This is a genomic window from Actinomadura chokoriensis, assembly GCF_039529475.1.
Lineage (GTDB): Bacteria > Actinomycetota > Actinomycetes > Streptosporangiales > Streptosporangiaceae > Spirillospora > Spirillospora bangladeshensis.
The window spans coordinates 133,451-151,093 of the sequence record NZ_BAAAMW010000016.1 but is presented as its reverse complement, the minus strand read 5'-3'; the positions used below and the strand labels follow the sequence as shown (position 1 = coordinate 151,093).

Genomic DNA, 17,643 nt, shown 5'->3' with positions numbered 1-17,643 from the left:
GCGTCCACCTGGGGCGGAGCCGACCGCCCCGGAACGAGGCAGGTGGCTGAAGATTCCTACTCCGGAGGCCTCATCCGTCCGCGCCGTGGAGCCGCGGACGCGGCCCGAGCGGTCGTCTTGCGCGCGGACGCTGCATCGGGGGATGTTCGCCGTCGACATCGCGTCGTTCAGCGCGCGCCGCGACCCGGCCGTCCAGCGGTTCCTGCGGTCGTCGGTCCACGGGATCGTGCGGGAGGCGTGCCGGGCGGCCGGGCTGAGCTGGGACGGCTGCCACGCCGAGGACCGGGGGGACGGGCTCTTCGTCATCGCCGGACCCGAGGCCGGTATCGACGTCCTGCTGGAGCCGCTGGTGGTGCAGCTCCTCGGCGGCGTCCGGCGGCACAACAAGCTGGCCAACCGGGAGGCGCAGATCCAGCTGCGGATGGCCGTCCACGCCGGGTACCTGCAGCTGGACGAGCACGGGGCGACCGGGGTGGCGCTCAACCACCTCTTCCGGCTGCTCGACGCCGCGCCGCTGAAGTACCGGCTGGCCGAGGCGTCGGGCGATTTCGCGCTCATCGTGTCGCACCACCTGTTCGAGGAGGTGGTCGCCTACAGCGTCGGGGTCATCGAGGCGTCCGCGTTCACGTGCGTGCCCGTGCGGGTCAAGGAGACCCATGACCGGGGCTGGGTGTGGCTGCCGCCCGTCCATCCGGTGCGGGTGTCGCACGCCCTCGAACCGGGGGTGTCGCACGAGCAGCTGATCGGCCTGCTGAGCGTGCTGATACGCCAGCTGGACCAGCTCGCCCGGCACCGCCCCGCGGCTCAGTGACCGGGGGGTGGTTCGTCGGGGGTGTCAGTGGGTCTGATCGCCAGTTCGAAGTCGCCCCGGTGCTGCCGGACGCCGGCGACGACGGCGTCCTCCAGGACCTCGGCGCCCTTGGTCTGGCGGCGCATCATCGGGTCGTCGCGGACGTCCTTGTAGAGGGAGAAGCACAGCAGGATCAGGACGATCGCGAACGGCAGCGCGCCGATGAACGTGATGTTCTGGATGCCGTTGAGGGCCTCGTCGCCGCCGATCACCAGCATGATCGCGGCGACGGCGCCGGTCAGCGCGCCCCAGAAGATCACCACCCAGCGGGCGGGGGAGGTCGCGCCGCGCTGGGAGAGCGTGCCCATGACGACCGACGCCGCGTCCGCGCCGGACACGAAGAAGATCGCGACCAGGATCATGACGACCACCGCGGTGATGGACGCCCACGGGAGGTGGCTGAGCATGTTGAAGGTGATCTGCTCCTCCGAGCCGTTCCCGTACGGGTTCAGGCCCCCGCGCTGCTGGCTGATCGCCGTCCCGCCGAAGACCGCGAACCAGACCAGGCTGACCGTGCTCGGCACGATGATCACGCCGGCCACGAACTGCCGGATGGTGCGGCCGCGGCTGATCCGGGCCAGGAACATGCCGACGAACGGCGCCCATGAGATCCACCACGCCCAGTAGAAGATCGTCCAGTTGGCGAGGAACTTCTGCATCGCCGCGCCGCCCGTCGCGCCGGAGCGGGACGCCATCTCGCCGAAGTCCTGCAGGTAGACGCCGATGGAGGTGGGCAGCAGTTCGAGGATGAAGACCGTCGGGCCCACCACGAACACGAAGACGGCGAGGACGGCGGCGATCACCATGTTGATGTTGGACAGCCACTGGATGCCGCGCGCGACGCCGGAGACGGCCGACAGGATGAAGCAGATCGTCAGCACCACGATGGTCAGCACGAGCACGGTGGTGCCGAGGCTCTCGATCCAGCCCGCCTCCCGCATGCCGGTCTGGATCTGCAGGGCGCCGATGCCGAGCGAGGCCGCCGACCCGAACAGCGTCGCGAACAGCGCGAGGATGTCGATGAGCTTGCTCAGCGGGCCGGTGGCGCGGCGGCGGCCGAGCAGCGGCACGAACGCCGAGCTGATCAGCTGGCTGCGGCCCCGCCGGTAGTGCCCGTACCCGATGGCGAGGCCGAGGACGGCGTAGATCGACCACGGGTGCAGCGTCCAGTGGAACATCGTGGTGGCCATCGCGGTCTCGATCGCCTGCTCGCTCTGCGGCGCGTCGGTGTCCGGGGGCGGCATCACGTAGTGCGTGAGCGGTTCGGCGGCGCCGAAGAACATGAGCCCGATGCCCATGCCGGCGCTGAACATCATCGCGATCCACGAGACGGTGCGGAACTCGGGCTCGTCGCCCTCCTGGCCGAGCGGGATCCGCCCGTACCGGCTGACCGCCAGCCACAGGGAGAAGACGACGAACCCGGTCGCGGCGAGGACGAAGAGCCAGCCGACGTTGCGCAGCAGCCAGTTCAGGACCGTCTCCGACGCGGAGCTCAGCGTGCCGGTGGACGCCCCGCCCCAGATGACGAACCCCAGGGACAGCACGGCGGTGACGCCGTAGACGATCCAGTCGGTGCGCGCGCGTCCGTGCTTCTCGAGCGACAGCGGCTCGGAGCCGGGATAGGCGTCGTCCCCGCCCGCCTCTCGCTTGGGGCTCTCCATGATCTGGACTCTTGCCCGAATAAGCACTTCTCAGTGACACGGGAGAGTAATTCGTTCACGAGCGGTGCCCGGGGGGCGGTGGTGTAGCGGGCTACACCATGGATTCGGGAGAGCGCGCCCATGTGCCGGGCACCCTCCCGAACCTAGATTCATCCAGGTGAGAGGCACTTTTCACCCGGAGGGACCATGACGACGATGACGGCCGGAGCCACCGCGGGGGCCGCTGCGAGGCCGACCGGGGAGGCCGTCGGCCTGGACGCGGTCACCCGGACCTACGGCTCGGTGCGGGCCTTGGACGGCGTCAGCCGGACGTTCCCGCGCGGCGGGTTCACGGCGGTCATGGGGCCGTCCGGATCGGGGAAGAGCACGTTCCTGCACTGCGCGTCCGGGCTCGACCGGCCGACCTCGGGCACCGTCCGGATCGGCGGCGAGGACATCGGCCGGCTCAGCGAGGCGAAGCGCACGAGGCTGCGGCGGCGGCGCATCGGGTTCGTGTTCCAGGCGTTCAACCTGATCCCGTCGATGGACGTCGAGGAGAACATCGCGCTGCCGCTCCGGCTCGGCGGCCTGGCCCCGGACCAAGCCTGGCTGGACGAGGTCGTGCGGCGGGTCGGGCTCGGCGACCGGCTGCGGCACCGTCCGTCCGAGCTGTCGGGCGGGCAGCAGCAGCGCGCCGCCCTCGCCCGCGCCCTGATCACCCGGCCGGAGGTCGTGTTCGCGGACGAGCCGACCGGCGCCCTCGACCCGCGCACCGCCCGCGACGTGATGCGGCTGCTGCGCGAGGCCGCCGACGAGACCGGCCAGACGATCGTGCTGGTCACGCACGACCCGATGGCGGCGGCGTGGGCCGACTCGGTCGTGTTCCTCAGCCGCGGCCGGATCGTCGACGAGCTGGCCGCGCCGTCCGCCGCCGCCGTCATGGACCGGTGGGAGACGCTGTGAAGAGCAGGGGCGCGTTCGCCGGGATCTTCGCGTCGCTGCTGTTCGCGGCCGCGCTGATCGGGGCCTGCGGGGTACTGCTGGAGTCGGCGTGGCGGGCGCACGGCCCGGTGGAGCGGTACGGGGCGGCGGCGGCCGTCGTCACGGGGCCGCGCAGCGTCGTCGCCGAGGTGAAGCAGCTCGGCGACGCTCCGGATGAGCAGAGCCGGCCGCTGACGGAGCAGTCCCGTGTCCCGGTCGGTGCGGCGGATCGCCTCCGGGCCGTCCCGGGTGTGCGGGGCGTGGTCGCGGACGTCTCGTTCCCTGTTGTGCTGTCCTCGGGGCGGGCGCTGACCGGGCATGGCTGGGATTCGGCCGTCCTTCGTCCTTACGCGTTGAGCGCCGGGCGCGCTCCGGGTGCGGCGGACGAGGTCGTCGTGAGCCGGTCGGCCGGTGTCGAGGTCGGGGCGACCGTCGATGTGCAGACGAACGGGACACCTCGTCCCTATCGGGTCTCCGGGCTCGTCGCGGATGGCCCCGGCGCCGCGTTCTTCACCCCCGCCACGGCGGCGGCCCTGTACGGGCACCCCGGCCAGGCGGACGCGCTGGCCGTGCTCGGTGACGCCGACGAGAACGCGCTGCGGAAGGCGGTGCCGGGGCTCGACGTCGCCACGGGCGCGGCGCGCGGCGATGTCGAGAATCCCGCCGTGGCGGCGGCCGCCCCCGACATCCTGGAGATCGGCGCCTCGCTCGGCGGCGTCGCCGTCATGACCGCGTTCGTGGTGGTCGGCGGGCTGGTCGTCCTGTCGGTGCGGGAGCGGGGGCGCGAGTTCGCGATGCTCCGCGCGATCGGCGCGACTCCCTGGCAGGTGCGGGGGCAGTTGGTGCGCGAGACCCTCAAGGCGGGCGTGCCCGCCGCGCTGCTCGGCGGCGCCCTGTCGCTCGCGCTCGGCGCCGCGATGCACACCGCGATGGTCCGCGAGGACGTCCTGCCGGACGGGTTCGGGCTCTCGCTCAGCCCGCTGCCCGCCCTCGCCGCGATCGCGATCACGCTGCTCGCCGCCGTCGGAACGGGATTGGTCGCGTCCCTGCGGCTCTCCCGGATCCGGCCGGTCGAGGCGCTGGGCGAGGCGGCCGTCGAGTCCGCCGACCTGCCGCGGTGGCGCGTCATCACCGGCGTCGTGTTCCTGGTCGTCGGGGTCAACGCGCTCGGGTTCTCCACCGCGTCGTCCGGACCGGCCGCGGTCGCCGCGATCGGCGGGCTGGTCATGTCGCTGATCGTCGCGACCGCGTTCCTCGGGCCGCTGCTGGCCCGCTACGGCGGCCGCGTCCTCGGCGGCGCCGCCCAGGCCGTCGCCCCGGTGACCGGACGCCTCGCCCGGCACGGCAGCGCCGCCGCGGCCCTGCGCGCCGGCTCGATCATCACCCCGGTCGCGCTGGCGGTCGCGTTCGCCGGCACCCAGTTGTTCGCGCAGACGACGCTCGTCCACGCCACGACCGCGCAGGCGGCCGCCGCCGATCGCGCCGACCAAGTCGTCGTGTCGTCCGGGCCGGGGCTGCCGCCGGACGTCGCCGAGGCGGTCCGCCGCGCGCCCGGTGTCACCGCCGCCACGCCCGTCAACCGGACGACCGTCGTGATGAAGGTCAGGGAGCTGGGCGAGGAGACGCTCACCTCGCTGCCCGCGCGCGGCGTCGGCGCGTCCGCCGATGCCACCCTCGATCCCGGCGTGACGTCTGGCAGCCTCCGCAACCTGCGCGGCAACGCGGTCGCGCTCGGCGGCGACGTGGCGGGCGGTCTGCACGTCGGCTCGTCCGTGCCGCTCTGGCTCGGCGACGGCACCCGGATCGACGCCCGCGTCGTCGCCGTCTACGATCGCGGCCTCGGGCTGGGCGACGTGCTCCTGCCGCACGACCTCGTCGCCGCCCACACGTCCACCGGCTTGGACGACCACATCCTCGTGCGCGGCAAGGCCGACCTGAGCGCCGTCACGTCCGCCTACACGGGCGTCCAGGCGATCGACCGCGACGCCTACGGGGCGAGCCTCTCCCAGGAGATCCGGCTCCAGGGGTTCTTCAACCAGATCGTCGTCGCGGCCATCGGCGGGTTCATCCTCATCGGCGTGGTCACGACGCTCGCCCTGGCCACGGTCGCGCGGCGCCGCGAACTCCGGCTGCTGCGGCTGGTCGGCACGACCCGCCGCCAGGTCCTGCGGATGCTGCGGCTGGAGGCCGCCATCGTGCTCGGCACCGGCATTGTGATCGGAACCGCCATCGCCGCCGTGACCCTCATGGCGTTCGCCATGGCCGTCAGCGGCCTCCCACTGCCCGCGATCTCCCCGGCCGCCTGCGCGGCCATCTTCCTCACCGTCGCCGTCTCCGGCGGCGCCGCCATCCTCGTCCCGGCGCGGGCCGTGCTGCCCCGCCGCACCTCCTGAAAGGCATCCGCCGTGAACAACCGCACCCGCTGGACTCTCGTCATCGTCCTCGTCGCGATCAACGCGTTCGCGAGCAGCGCGCTGGGGGACACGTGGCTCGCGATCGCCATCAGCGTCGTCACCGGCCTTCCGGCCGTCGCCCTGGTGATCGACTACTTCGTCCGGGCCCGCCGCACGTGACCGTCCCCGCGCCGTCAGGACGCCTTGCGCGCCTCACCCACCGCCCGGACGAGGTCCTCGACGTCGGCCGGGCCGGTGCGGTGGCTGATCACGCAGGCGCGCAGGGCGGCGCGTCCGCTCAGGTCGACGGGGCTGATCCACGCGCGGCCGCTCCGGACGACCGTCCGGGCGAGCGCGTCGTGGTGCTCCCAGGCCGCGGTGCCGGGATCGGCGAAGCAGACGACCGGGAGCGGGGTGTCGTTGACGATGTCCCAGCCGTCCGCGGCGAGCCCGGCGCGGAGCGCGTCCGCGAGCCCGGCGTCGCGTTCGAGCTGCTCGGCGTATCCCTCGCGGCCGGCGACGGCGAGGCCGAGGAACAGCTTCAAGCCCATGAACCGGCGCGACCACTGCTGGCTGGACGTGTAGGGGTCGACGGTGTCGGGGATCTCGGCCGGCATGTAGGACGTGGTGACCCGGAACGTCTCCGCGAGCCCCTCCTCGTCCGTGCACAGGAAGGCGCCCGCCCCCATCGGCACGCTCATCCACTTGTGCGCGTCCACGGTGACCGAGTCGGCGCGCTCGATGCCGGACAGCGCGGGCCGCAACCGGTCGGACAGCACCGCCGCGCCCCCGTACGCGGCATCGACGTGGAGCCGCATGCCCTGCTCACGGCACAGGTCGGCGAGCGCGTGCAGCGGGTCGATCACTCCGGCGGCCGTGGTCCCGGCGGTCGCGACGACGAGGAACGGCCGGTCGCCGTTCGCGCGGTCGGCGGCCACCTGGCCGGCCAGGGCCCCGGTGTCCATGCGCAGGTCGGGGCCGGCCGGTACGAGCCGGACGGCGTCCCGTCCGATGCCGGTCGCGTGCGCGATCTTCAGCCAGGCCAGGTGGCTCTCCGCCGACGCGTACATGACCGGGCGTCCGTCCAGCGCCCTGAGCCCCTTCTCGCCGTACTCCGGCCACGTCCTCGTGAGCGCCAGCAGCACGGCGGTCATGTTCGCCTCGGCGCCGCCGCTGGTGAACGACCCGGCGACGGCCTCGACCGGATAGCCGAGCCGGCCGCCCAGGAAGCGCAGCAGGTGGGCCTCGATCTCCACCGCCGCCGGCGCGTGCGACCACGCGGCCAGCTGCGGGTTGAACGCGGCGGCGAGCGTTTCACCGACGACGCCCATCAGGGTCGGCGTCGGGTTGAAGAGCCCGAAGTAGCGCGGATGGGTCGTGTGGACGGTCGTCGCCCGCAGCAGCCCGGCCACGTCCTCGATCACGGCTTCGGGTTCCGCCGGACGGTCGAAGCCGTACGCGCCGATCGCGTCCCGCAGTTTCCGGACGTCCACCGGCGCGCTCACGTCCCGCCGGGCGACCTGCCGGCGCTCGTCCTCCAGCAGTTCGATGACGTGCCGCCACAACCGCTCGGCCGCCGCCGGATGAGGGTCGAGGGAAGCCCGTCCAAGGGGGAACTGATCCATGCCGCCGACCCTCTCGCCGAAACTCCCACCGGGCCAACTGGCAGTAACGACCATCATCGCTAAATTAGTGACATGCACACGCTCGCGGTCGCCGTCACGGAAGGCGTGCCCATCTTCGAACTGGCGATCCCGTGCGAGGTGTTCGGCTACGAGCGTCCGGGCCTCGCCGACTGGTGGTACGACTTCCGCCTCTGCGCCGCGCCCGGAACCCGCACCGCCGCCGGCTTCGCGCCGTCCACCGTCCACGGCCTCGATGCCCTGGCCGAGGCCGACACGGTCGTGGTCCCGGCCTGCGCGAGCGTCATCGACGAGCAGCCGTCTGCCCTGGTCAAGGCGGTCCGCACAGCCCACGCCAACGGTGCCCGCATCGTCTCCCTCTGCACCGGCGCCTTCGTCCTCGCCGCCGCGGGCATCCTGGACGGACGCCCCGCGACGACCCACTGGATGCACGCCGACCAGCTCGCCGCCCACTATCCCGGCGTCATGGTGGACGCGTCCGTCCTCTACATAGACGACGGCGACATCCTGACCAGCGCCGGCACCGCCGCCGGGCTCGACCTGTGCCTGCACGTCGTCCGCAACGACCACGGCGCCGCCGTCGCGAGCGCTCTCGCCAAGCGTCTCGTCATGCCCGCACACCGTCCGGGAGGCCAGGCGCAGTACATCGACGCACACGCCGTCCAGAACCCGGACGAACTGGGCCCGCTCCTCGACTGGGCCCGCCGCCACCTGGACGAACCACTGACCGTGGCCACCCTCGCCCGCCGCGCCAACGTGACCACCCGCACCCTGATCCGCCGCTTCCACGCCGCCACTGGCACGACCCCGATGGCCTGGCTGCGCGGCATCCGCATCGACCACGCCCGCGAACTGCTGGAGACCACGACCCTCCCGGTCGACCAGATAGCCGCGCGCTCCGGCCTGGGCAGCCCCGCCAACCTCCGCCACCACTTCACCCGCACCGTAGGCGTCCCCCCGACCACCTACCGCCGCACCTTCACGCCCCCGCCCCCGAACCCCCGCTGACGCGCGGCGTTGGTGGGTCAGCGGCTGAGGGGGGTTGCTTGTTCTATGCGGGTGAGTTTTTCGGGGTTGCGGACGAAGTAGAGGCCGGTGATCAGGCCGTTCTCGACGCGGGCCGCCATGACGGTGTCGGTCTCGCCGTTGATCCGGACGATCAGGCCGGGCCGGCCGTTCACCTGGACCGGCTCGAACGACAGGTCGGCCTCCGCCCTCACCCACGCGAGGCCCCGGGACAGCAGGCGGGCCACCTTGCGGGCGCCCACGACGGGGCGCGGCAGGGCCTGCTTGAGCCCGCCGGCGTCGGACAGGAGGACGACGTCCGGGGCGAGGACGTCCACGAGGTTCTGCACGTCGCCGGTCTCGACCGCCCGCTGGAACGCCTCCAGCGCGGCGCGGGTCTCGGCGGAGGAGACGACGTCGCGGGGGCGGCGCGCGGCGACGTGCGAGCGGGCCCGGTGGGCGATCTGGCGGACGGCGGCCGGGGTCTTGCCGACGGCCTCGGCGATCTCGCCGTAGGGGAAGTCGAACACGTCGCGCAGCACGAACACGGCCCGCTCGGTCGGGGTGAGCGTCTCCAGGACCAGCAGCATCGCCATCGAGACGTGGTCGGCGAGTTCGACGTCCTCGGCCACGTCGGGCGCGGTCAGCAGCGGTTCGGGCAGCCACTGGCCGACGTAGGTCTCCTTGCGGCGGCCGAGCGTGCGCAGCCGGGTCAGCGCCTGCCGGGTCGTGATCCTGACGAGGTAGGCGCGCTGGTCCCGGACGGTCGCGAGGTCGACGCCCACCCACCGCAGCCACGTCTCCTGCAGCACGTCCTCGGCGTCGGCGGCCGAGCCGAGCATCTCGTAGGCGACGGTGAACAGCAGGTTGCGGTGCGCGACGAACACCTCGGTGGCCGAGTCCACAGAGCCCTCGCCGGCGGCGTGACCGGGCTGACCGTCCGTGCTCGTGACCCGTTCGCTGCGCTCGCTCATCCCGGCTCCCGCTCGGCTCTGCACACCAGTACGACTGGCCATTAAGACGCCGGTCTGCATCGTTCTGTGACATCCGTACCCGAGTGGCCCAGGTCACGTGCCGACGGCTGTCCTTGCACGACGCCACGGGCACCGCCGTCACGGTGATCCTCCAGGTCGTCGTCGCGGCGCTGGTGGGGCGGATCGGGGCGGTACCCGGCCGTCACCGGGCTGCTGTTCGTGTTCATCGCCGTCCAGTTCGTGGTGGGCGGCAGCAGCAGGTCTGGACGGCCCGCAGTGGGCCACCTCACACTGCCGCGCCGTCACAACCGGCCGCCGTCCCGGCATCTCGTGGTCGTCAGGACGCCGCGCGGACGACCCGCACGGCATGCGACGCAGACAAGTGAGGACGAAGGCCATGGCAATCTCGAAGGCGCCACCGCCCGCGGCCGTTCCGCGCCGCTGGACCGCGCTGTTCTTCATCGGGCTGGCCCAGCTCATGATCGTCCTGGACGGCACGGTCGTGAACATCGCGCTGCCGTCCGTCCAGCGGGACCTCGGGATCTCCGACGGCGACCGGCAGTGGATCATCACCGCGTACACGCTGGCGTTCGGCGGCCTGCTGCTGCTCGGCGGCCGGATCGCCGACTACACCGGCCGCAGGCGGACCTTCCTGGTCGCGCTGCTCGGCTTCGCCGGGGCGTCCGCGCTGGGCGGCGCGGCGTCCGGTTTCGAGATGCTGCTGGTCGCCCGCGCGCTGCAGGGCGCGTTCGGCGCGCTGCTCGGGCCGTCCGCGCTGTCGCTGCTGACGGTCATGTTCACCACGCCGAAGGAGCGCGCCAAGGCGTTCGGGGTCTGGGGCGGGGTGTCCGCCGCGGGCGGTGCGATCGGGCTGCTGGCCGGCGGGGCGCTGACCGAGTACCTGGACTGGCGCTGGTGCCTGTACATCAACATCCCGATCGCCCTGGTCGCGGCGGTCGGCGGCTACGCGATGCTGACCGAGTCGCGGCGCGAGGGCCGGGCCCGGTTCGACGTCCCCGGCGTGCTGCTCGTCACCGGCGGGCTGCTCGCGATCGTGTACGGCACCGGCCGCGCCGAGTCGGACGGCTGGCGCTCGGGGACCGTCATCGGCCTGCTGGCCGCCGGGACGGTGCTGCTCGCCGCGTTCGTCCTCGTCGAGCGCCGGGTGCCGGAGCCGCTGCTGCCCCTGCGCGTCGTCGCCGACCGCACCCGCGGCGCCGCCTACCTGGCGGTGGGGCTCGCGGGCGCCGGCATGTTCGGGGCGTTCCTGTTCATGACCTACTACCTGCAGATCGTCAAGGGCTACTCGCCGATCAGGACGGGCGTGGCCTTCCTCCCGATGGTCATGACGGTCATGGTGTCGGCCGGCGGGATCAGCGCCCGGCTGCTGCCCAAGGTCCCGCCGCGGATGCTGATCGTCCCCGGCATGCTGATCAGCGCGGGCGGCATGCTGTGGATGCTCACCCTCGAACCCGGCAGCGGGTACGCCGGAGGCGTGCTGGTCACGGGTCTGATGTTCGGGCTCGGCGCGGGCATGATCCTGCCGGCGGCCATGAACTACGCCACCCGGGGCGTCGACCAGGGCGACTCGGGCGTGGCGTCGGCGACCGTCAACGCGGCGCAGCAGGTCGGCAGCTCGATCGGCATCGCGCTCCTCAACACCATCGCCACCACCGCGACCGCGGACTACCTCGCCTCGCACGGCGGGAGCCCCGGCGCCGCGAAGCAGGCGCTGGTGGAGGGCTTCGGGACGGGCAGCGCCTGGGCCGCCGGGATCCTCGCGGCCGGCGCGCTGATCGTCGCCGTCCTGATGAACACCCCCCGCCCGGAGATCGAGCCCGCCGCCGGCGCCGAGCCGGACGTGCCAGTGCCCGCGCACTCCTGACCCTGGCGGGACGGATCACCCGGCCGGCACCGCCCGGGTGATCCGCTCCGCCACGGCCTGCTCGAACCGGCGGCGCCCGGCGCCGCGCTCCCCGTGTTCCATGCCTCAGCGACCGCAGCGCGCTGAGGCGACCCGTTTCTCACACGTGGAGGACGGCGACGCGCTGGTTCTTGGGGCGCTCGGGCTCCTCGACGAGGCGGCTGAGGTCGTCTGGGTCGCTCGTGAGCAGGACGACCGGACGCGCCGCCTCCAGTGCGGTCACGGCCACCACCGCGTCGATGGCGCACCGGTGGCCGCGTGCGTCCCGCTGCCCGCCGCGCAGCACCTCGGTCAGGGTGATCGCACTGACCGCGACCTCGGCCCCGCGGGTCCGTGCCGTATCGAGATGCGCACGAGGCCGGGGATGACCCTCGGCGAGTCTGACCAGCCCCTCGCGGGGAGTCGGTTAGAAGACGGGGGTGGTGTCGCGGGTCAGGCGCCAGTTCTCGGCGTGGAACGACGTCGGGTCGATGGTGCCGGCGGCGGAGGCGTGTTCGACGATCGCCTCGCGGATCGCCACCTGGGCGTTGTAGACGACCTCGGCGGTGGCGATGTGCGGGAAGCCGCCGCCGCCCGACTGGCGGTAGTTGTTGACCGCGACCACGAACTGCCGGTCGTCGGCGACCGGGGCTCCCTCGTAGGTCATGTTGGTGATGCGGGAGCCTTCCGCCTTGGCTATGTCGACGTCGTAGGCGATGCCGGAGAACTGGTCGTAGTTGTAGTCGGGACGGTTGTTGGCGTTCGTCCAGGAGGACGGGTCGACGGGGGCGTCCGCCGCCACCTGCGTGAAGTACTGGGCGGAGTACTCCAGGTAGTCCTTGATCTGCGAGCCCGTGAGGACGCTCGCCAGGAGGGTGTTGTCGTAGATGTAGAGGCCCGCGATGTCCTTGATGGTGACCTTGCCGGCGGGGAAGGTCGCGGCCCGGCTGAACGGCGCCGCGATCGACACCACGGGGAGGGACGCGTGCTCCGACTCGGCCAGCGCGGCCTTCACCTTCTCGGTCTGGACGAGGTGGATGTAGTCCAGGATCGCGGTGTCCTTCCAGCAGGACTCCGCGGCGGACATCTCCTCCGTCGAGGTCGCCACTTCCTTGTTCACGTAGGCGACGACCGCGTCGTGCTGCTTCTTGACCAGGGTGACCAAGGCCGGATCTTCCTGGACGGTGTTCGAGTTCACCGTGGTCGCCGACTTGCCGGTGACCTTCCAGCGGCCGCGCGAGTGGGTGAGCGTGAGGTCGAAGATGGAGAGCCGCTCGCCCCAGCACTTGGGCTCGCTCATCACGACCGTCCGGCCGGTGGCCTTGTTGGTGACGAAGCGCTCCGGGATCTCCAGGTGCGCGTGCCCGAAGAGGATGGCGTCGATGCCGGGGACCTGCTCGGCGACCAGGGCCGCCGCGTTCTCGACGGGCAGCGCGTCGCCGTAGGACGACGTCCCGCTGTCGCCGGAGTGGGCGCTGATGATCACGACGTCGGCGCCCCGGGCGCGGATGGCCGGGACCCAGCGGCGCGCGGTCTCCACCAGGTCGAGGAAGTCGAGCTTGCCGGAGACGTTGGCCTTGTCCCAGATCGCGATGCCCGGGTTGGTGAGGCCGAGGAGGCCGACGCGGATCGGCGGGTAGCCGCGGACGTGCATCGTCTTGATGATGTACGGACGGTAGGCGGGCCGGTTCGTGCCCGCGTGGACGGCGTTCGCGGCCAGCACCGGGGCGTGCATCTGGCCGATCCAGGCGTCCAGGAACGGGATGCCGTAGTTGAACTCGTGGTTGCCGAGCGCGACGGCGTCATAGCCGATGGCGTTCATCTGGCTCGCCATCGGATGCGTCGCGCCCGTCTCGGTGATGGGCTCGATCGTGGCGTAGTAGAAGCCGAGCGGGGTGCCCTGGATGGTGTCGCCGGCGTCGAACAGGAGGGTGCGGTCGCGTCCGCGAGCGGCGCGGACCTCGTTGACGAGGCTGGAGACGCGCGCCAGGCCGACCGTGTTGCCGGCGCTGTCGGCGTACTCGGCGTCCTTGTAGTAGTCCCAGTTCACCGCGTGGCTGTGGATGTCGGACGTGCCCATCACGGTGATCGTCACCGACCGGCCGTGCGGGTGCGGGTGCGGGGACGCCGAGGCGGTGCCGGGCCAGCCGGCGACGGCGAGGGCGCCCGCCGCGGTCAGGCCGCCGAGGACCTGCCTGCGGCTGACACCGTCCGGGACCCGGCACGAACACCAGCGCGGCTGTGGACTCTGCATGGCGCACCCGTTCCTTCCGCAGGGGGACGGGAGAACGATAGGCCCGCCGATCGCGATCGCCGCGGGTGACATCCGCCGATCCTGGGCGCCGATCGTTGGCACTCCACGCCAATGCCGGGTGCCTCGAAAGCGGCGCGGCGCGTGTCCGAAACTCCGAGGCGGGTAGGTGTGGTCCCAGTCACACTTAATGCCTGATGTCCCAATAGATCACTCTTAGAACCACTTTGTTCCTGTTTCGCCACTGTTGCCGTGTATGGCGTTTCGTGTTCCTCTATTTATGACATTGTCCGGTTGCGGATCGCTCCCAGCCGATTCCGTGCCGCCGCCATCTAGCCGACCAGCCCAGCCCAGCCACCGACGACGCACGCATGCAGCGACAGCGGAGGGTCCGGATGCGCAAGGAGACGCTGGAGAGCTTCGTCCTCGGGGACGTCCTCCGGTCACAGGCCCAGGTCCATCGAAGGCAGACGTTCCTCAAGTTCCGCGACGGCGAGGTCACCTACGGCGAGGTGGACGCCGCCGCCGACCGGCTGGCCCGCTCCCTGGCCGGGGCCGGCATCGGGCGCGGCGACCACGTCGGCGTGATGCTCCCCAACTGCGCCGACTTCGTCCACCTCGTGTTCGCGCTGGCGCGGCTCGGCGCGGTCGCCGTGCCGGTGAACATCGCCTACAGGGGCGAGCTGCTGCGGCACGTCCTGGACAGCTCCGACTCCGGCTGGCTGATCATCGACGGGCCGTACGCGGAGCGGGTCGCGGACGTCGCGGAACGGCTGCCGAAGCTCCAGGGCGTCCTGGTGCGGGACGCCGCCGGGGCCGGGGTCCTGCTCGACCGGCTGGGCAAGCCCGCGCGGGATCTGGCCTCCCTGCAGGACGAGGGCGGCACGGTGCGGGTGAAGGTCGGGTTCGGGGACCTCCAGGCGATCATGTACACGTCCGGGACGACCGGGCCGTCCAAGGGCGCCATGGTCCCGCACGCACTGGCGCTGACCTGCGCCTACGACTCCCTCGACTTCCTCGACCGGTGGGGCAAGACGATCTACTGCCCGCTGCCGCTATTCCACGCGGCGGCCCTGTGGGACGGCATGCTGTCGGCGCTGCTCGGCGGCGGCTCGATCGCGATCGTCGAGCGGTTCAGCGCGTCCCGGTTCTGGGACGACGTGCGCCGCTTCGACGCGCAGGTCTGCATGAGCGTGTTCTCGATGATCCCGATCCTGCTGAACCGGCCGCCGACGTCGCGGGACCGCGACCACCGGCTGGAGACGTTCTACATGGGCAAATCGAACCTCGACGAGCCGATGCGGGAGCGGTTCGGCGTCCGGTCGGTGGAGACGTACACGAGCACCGAGGCGGGCATCGCGACCGGCAGCCCGTACGGGGAGTGGCGGACCGGGTCGTGCGGGCGCGCGCACGAGGAGCGCTTCCACGTCGCGGTCGTGGACGAGCACGACCGCGAGCTCGGGCCCGGCGAGCCCGGCGAGCTGGTGCTGCGGCCGAAGCAGCCCTTCGTCCTGACGACCGGCTACTACGGCAACTGGGAGGCGACCACGCATTGCTTCCGGAACATGTGGTTCCACACCGGAGACCGGGTATGGCGTGACGACGACGGGTATTTCTACTTCCTCGACCGGATGAAGGACGCCATCCGCCGGCGTGGTGAGAACATCTCGGCCTTCGACCTGGAGACCGAGATCAATCGGCATCCGGCGGTGCTGGAGTGCGCCGCGATCGGCGTGCCCTCGGAGCTGGAGGACGAGGACATCAAGGTGTCGATCGTCGTGCAACCGGACACCGGGCTCGACCCGGCGGAGCTCGTCGCCTACTGCGAGGAGCGGCTTCCGCGCTCGATGGTGCCGCGCTACGTCGAGTTCGTCGACGCGCTGCCGCGCACCCCGACCGACAAGGTCGCCAAGTACAAGCTGCGCGCGCAGGGCGAGTCCGGGATCACGGAGACGACCTGGGACCGGGAGGCGGGTGGCCGGTGAACTGGGACGACACGCCGGAGCAGGCGGCCTTCCGGGAGGAGGTCCGGGCGTTCATCGCGGAGCGGTTCCCCGCGTCCTACCGCCCGGCCGGGGACGAGGAGCAGAGCCTCGAACCCGAGGACGTCGCGGGCTACAACTGGCCCGTCGACCGGGTCGCGGACGATCCGGGACGGCGCGAGGGCGCGCGGGAATGGGCGGCGGCGCTGGCCGAGCGCGGCTGGATCGCGCCGCACTGGCCGGAGGAGTACGGCGGCGCCGGGCTGTCGCCGCTGGAGGAGTTCGTCCTGCACGAGGAGATGATGCGGGCGCGGGTGCCGACCGTGAACGGCATCGGCGCGTTCCTCCTCGGCCCGACGCTGCTGGTGCACGGCACCGAGGAGCAGAAGACCCGGCACCTCCCGCCGATCGCCTCGGGGCACGCGACCTGGGCGCAGGGGTTCTCCGAGCCGGGCTCGGGCTCCGACCTGGCCTCGCTGCGGACGCGGGCCGTCCGGGACGGGGACGTCTACGTCGTGGACGGCCAGAAGGTGTGGACGTCCCTCGGCCAGTACGCCGACTGGCTGTTCGTCCTGGTCCGGACCGACCCCGGCGCCGAGAAGCCGCACCGGGGCATCACGTTCCTGCTCATCGAGGCGACCGCGCCGGGCGTGACCGTCCGTCCCATCGCCGACATCCGGGGCGCGGAGCCGTTCTGCGAGATCTTCTTCGAGGGCGTCCGGGTGCCGGTGGCGAACCGGGTGGGGGAGGAGAACCGCGGCTGGTACGTGGCGATGTCCGCGCTCGGGTTCGAGCGGGCGGGGATCGGCGCCACGATCAAGTACGAGCAGGCCCTCGCCGAACTGGTCGCCTACCTGCGCTCCCCGGAGGGGCGCCGGTTCGCGCGGAACACGCCGTCGATCCGGCAGGAGATCGCCCGGCGGCAGACCGAGATCCGCGTGCTGTACAACCTGGCCCGCTACACGGTGTCGCGGCAGGCGGCGGGGGACGAACCCGACTTCGAGGCGTCCATCAACCAGCTGTTCGGGGCCGAGCTGCACCAGCGGCTGGCCCGCACGGGCGCCCGCGCCTTCGGGCGGTCCGCGGCGCTCTGGGCGCGCGCGGACGCGCCGCTCAGCGCCGCGTTCACCCACATGCGCCGCGACTCGGTGGCGTCCACCTTCCTGGGCGGCACGACCGAGATCCAGCGCAACGTCATCGCCACCCGGGGCCTGAACCTGCCCCGCTGAAGCACCTGGACACGAGGAGGAGCGAACCCGTATGCCCGACGAGAACGCCTACGAGACCGTCGACCTGCGGATCGAGGAGCGAGTCGCCTGGCTGACGCTGAACCGGCCGGAGAAGCTCAACGCGCTGACGCCGACGACGATGACGGAGCTGCGCGACATCTTCACGCGCGTCGACGACGACGAGGACGTCTGCGCGGTGGTGCTGCGCGGCGCCGGCGAGCGCGCGTTCTGCGCCGGGATGGACCTCGCCTGGTCGGAGAAGCTGACCCCGCGCGAGCGGATCGAGCAGGGCAGGCTCGGCGAGAAGACGTTCGCGATGATGGAGCGGCTGTCGGTGCCGGTGATCGCGGCCGTGCACGGGTACGCGGTCGGCGGCGGCCTGGAGCTGGCGCTCGCCGCCGACTTCATCATCGCCTCCGACGACGCGAAGATGGGGCTGGTCGAGATCACGCTGTCGGCACGCCCGCCGTACCGGCCGAAGATGACCGAGGACGGCGACCCGGACCAGCCCGAGTTCGGCGGGTCCGCGCCCGGCTGGGGCGGGGTGAAGCGGCTGCCGGAGCGGATCGGCAAGGCCCGCGCCAAGGAGCTGCTGTTCACCGGCGCCCGCATCGGCGCCGACCGCGCGCTGCGGCTCGGCCTGGTCAACGACGTGTACCCGGCGGACGAGTTCGACAAGCGGATCGGCGAGCTGGCCGAGCGGATCGCCGCGATGAACCGCTACAACCTGCGCCTCGTCAAGGAACTCGTCACCTACGGCTACGACTGGATCGAGCCGCACCCGAGCTAGGG

Annotated in this window: 14 protein-coding genes; 9 read left to right on the top strand and 5 right to left on the bottom strand. The window is 72.1% G+C overall.

All coding sequences use genetic code 11. From position 1 onward, the window contains the following. Positions 1 to 142: 142 nt before the first annotated feature. On the top strand, positions 143 to 811 hold the full coding sequence (locus ABFX46_RS29420; RefSeq protein ID WP_346047111.1) for a hypothetical protein: 669 nt from the start codon (positions 143 to 145) through the stop codon (positions 809 to 811). On the opposite strand, the gene ABFX46_RS29415 is transcribed toward ABFX46_RS29420, so the two are convergent. After that, the gene (locus ABFX46_RS29415; RefSeq protein ID WP_346047109.1) at positions 805 to 2,511 is read right to left on the bottom strand and encodes a BCCT family transporter; all 1,707 of its coding nucleotides are present in this window, start codon (positions 2,509 to 2,511) and stop codon (positions 805 to 807) included. The two genes, ABFX46_RS29420 and ABFX46_RS29415, sit on opposite strands and share 7 nt — an antisense overlap. A gap of 186 nt (positions 2,512 to 2,697) precedes the next feature. Here ABFX46_RS29415 and ABFX46_RS29410 point away from each other — a divergent pair, with 186 nt between their 5' ends. From ABFX46_RS29410 to ABFX46_RS29400, 3 genes are read left to right on the top strand one after another with little or no spacing between them, the layout of a single operon-like run. Continuing rightward, positions 2,698 to 3,453, top strand: a complete 756-nt coding sequence (locus tag ABFX46_RS29410; protein WP_346047107.1) for an ABC transporter ATP-binding protein — start codon at positions 2,698 to 2,700, stop codon at positions 3,451 to 3,453. Continuing rightward, a complete protein-coding gene (locus tag ABFX46_RS29405; RefSeq protein WP_346047105.1) occupies positions 3,450 to 5,864 on the top strand; it encodes an FtsX-like permease family protein in 2,415 nt (804 codons plus the stop codon). Before ABFX46_RS29410 ends, ABFX46_RS29405 begins: the two co-directional genes overlap by 4 nt. 12 nt (positions 5,865 to 5,876) lie before the next feature. Further along, the gene (locus ABFX46_RS29400) at positions 5,877 to 6,044 is read left to right on the top strand and encodes a hypothetical protein (RefSeq protein WP_346047103.1); all 168 of its coding nucleotides are present in this window, start codon (positions 5,877 to 5,879) and stop codon (positions 6,042 to 6,044) included. Positions 6,045 to 6,058: 14 nt separating this feature from the next. Here ABFX46_RS29400 and ABFX46_RS29395 read toward each other — a convergent pair whose 3' ends face one another. Continuing rightward, on the bottom strand, positions 6,059 to 7,489 hold the full coding sequence (locus tag ABFX46_RS29395; protein WP_346047101.1) for a pyridoxal phosphate-dependent decarboxylase family protein: 1,431 nt from the start codon (positions 7,487 to 7,489) through the stop codon (positions 6,059 to 6,061). A 72-nt stretch (positions 7,490 to 7,561) separates the two neighbouring features. Between ABFX46_RS29395 and ABFX46_RS29390 the strand changes: the two genes are divergently transcribed. Next, positions 7,562 to 8,515 carry a GlxA family transcriptional regulator gene (locus ABFX46_RS29390; protein WP_346047099.1) on the top strand — a complete coding sequence of 318 codons (954 nt, stop codon included), beginning with the start codon at positions 7,562 to 7,564 and terminating at the stop codon, positions 8,513 to 8,515. Positions 8,516 to 8,532: 17 nt separating this feature from the next. Here ABFX46_RS29390 and ABFX46_RS29385 read toward each other — a convergent pair whose 3' ends face one another. Then, positions 8,533 to 9,486 carry an RNA polymerase sigma-70 factor gene (locus ABFX46_RS29385; protein ID WP_346047097.1) on the bottom strand — a complete coding sequence of 318 codons (954 nt, stop codon included), beginning with the start codon at positions 9,484 to 9,486 and terminating at the stop codon, positions 8,533 to 8,535. 397 nt (positions 9,487 to 9,883) lie between these two features. Here ABFX46_RS29385 and ABFX46_RS29380 point away from each other — a divergent pair, with 397 nt between their 5' ends. Further along, complete coding sequence (locus tag ABFX46_RS29380; protein ID WP_346047095.1) at positions 9,884 to 11,371, top strand: MFS transporter; 1,488 nt, start codon at positions 9,884 to 9,886, stop codon at positions 11,369 to 11,371. A 139-nt stretch (positions 11,372 to 11,510) separates the two neighbouring features. Here ABFX46_RS29380 and ABFX46_RS29375 read toward each other — a convergent pair whose 3' ends face one another. Further along, on the bottom strand, positions 11,511 to 11,696 hold the full coding sequence (locus ABFX46_RS29375) for a hypothetical protein (protein ID WP_346047094.1): 186 nt from the start codon (positions 11,694 to 11,696) through the stop codon (positions 11,511 to 11,513). 120 nt (positions 11,697 to 11,816) lie between these two features. Further along, a complete protein-coding gene (locus tag ABFX46_RS29370) occupies positions 11,817 to 13,643 on the bottom strand; it encodes a bifunctional metallophosphatase/5'-nucleotidase (RefSeq protein ID WP_346047093.1) in 1,827 nt (608 codons plus the stop codon). 392 nt (positions 13,644 to 14,035) lie between these two features. On the opposite strand from ABFX46_RS29370, the gene ABFX46_RS29365 reads away from it, so the two are divergent. From ABFX46_RS29365 to ABFX46_RS29355, 3 genes are read left to right on the top strand one after another with little or no spacing between them, the layout of a single operon-like run. Then, the gene (locus ABFX46_RS29365; protein WP_346047091.1) at positions 14,036 to 15,625 is read left to right on the top strand and encodes an AMP-binding protein; all 1,590 of its coding nucleotides are present in this window, start codon (positions 14,036 to 14,038) and stop codon (positions 15,623 to 15,625) included. Beyond that, positions 15,622 to 16,851, top strand: coding sequence for an acyl-CoA dehydrogenase family protein (locus ABFX46_RS29360; protein WP_346047089.1), 1,230 nt, complete (start codon positions 15,622 to 15,624; stop codon positions 16,849 to 16,851). Before ABFX46_RS29365 ends, ABFX46_RS29360 begins: the two co-directional genes overlap by 4 nt. A gap of 31 nt (positions 16,852 to 16,882) precedes the next feature. Further along, a complete protein-coding gene (locus ABFX46_RS29355; protein WP_346047088.1) occupies positions 16,883 to 17,641 on the top strand; it encodes an enoyl-CoA hydratase/isomerase family protein in 759 nt (252 codons plus the stop codon). The last annotated feature ends 2 nt before the right edge of the window (positions 17,642 to 17,643 follow it).

Coding starts and splice junctions, on each gene's coding strand:
- ABFX46_RS29420 (WP_346047111.1), top strand. CDS start 143: ATGTTCGCCGTCGACATCGCGTCGTTCAGCGCGCGCCGCGACCCGGCC.
- ABFX46_RS29415 (WP_346047109.1), bottom strand. CDS start 2,511: ATGGAGAGCCCCAAGCGAGAGGCGGGCGGGGACGACGCCTATCCCGGC.
- ABFX46_RS29410 (WP_346047107.1), top strand. CDS start 2,698: ATGACGACGATGACGGCCGGAGCCACCGCGGGGGCCGCTGCGAGGCCG.
- ABFX46_RS29395 (WP_346047101.1), bottom strand. CDS start 7,489: ATGGATCAGTTCCCCCTTGGACGGGCTTCCCTCGACCCTCATCCGGCG.
- ABFX46_RS29390 (WP_346047099.1), top strand. CDS start 7,562: ATGCACACGCTCGCGGTCGCCGTCACGGAAGGCGTGCCCATCTTCGAA.
- ABFX46_RS29385 (WP_346047097.1), bottom strand. CDS start 9,486: ATGAGCGAGCGCAGCGAACGGGTCACGAGCACGGACGGTCAGCCCGGT.
- ABFX46_RS29380 (WP_346047095.1), top strand. CDS start 9,884: ATGGCAATCTCGAAGGCGCCACCGCCCGCGGCCGTTCCGCGCCGCTGG.
- ABFX46_RS29370 (WP_346047093.1), bottom strand. CDS start 13,643: ATGCAGAGTCCACAGCCGCGCTGGTGTTCGTGCCGGGTCCCGGACGGT.
- ABFX46_RS29365 (WP_346047091.1), top strand. CDS start 14,036: ATGCGCAAGGAGACGCTGGAGAGCTTCGTCCTCGGGGACGTCCTCCGG.
- ABFX46_RS29355 (WP_346047088.1), top strand. CDS start 16,883: ATGCCCGACGAGAACGCCTACGAGACCGTCGACCTGCGGATCGAGGAG.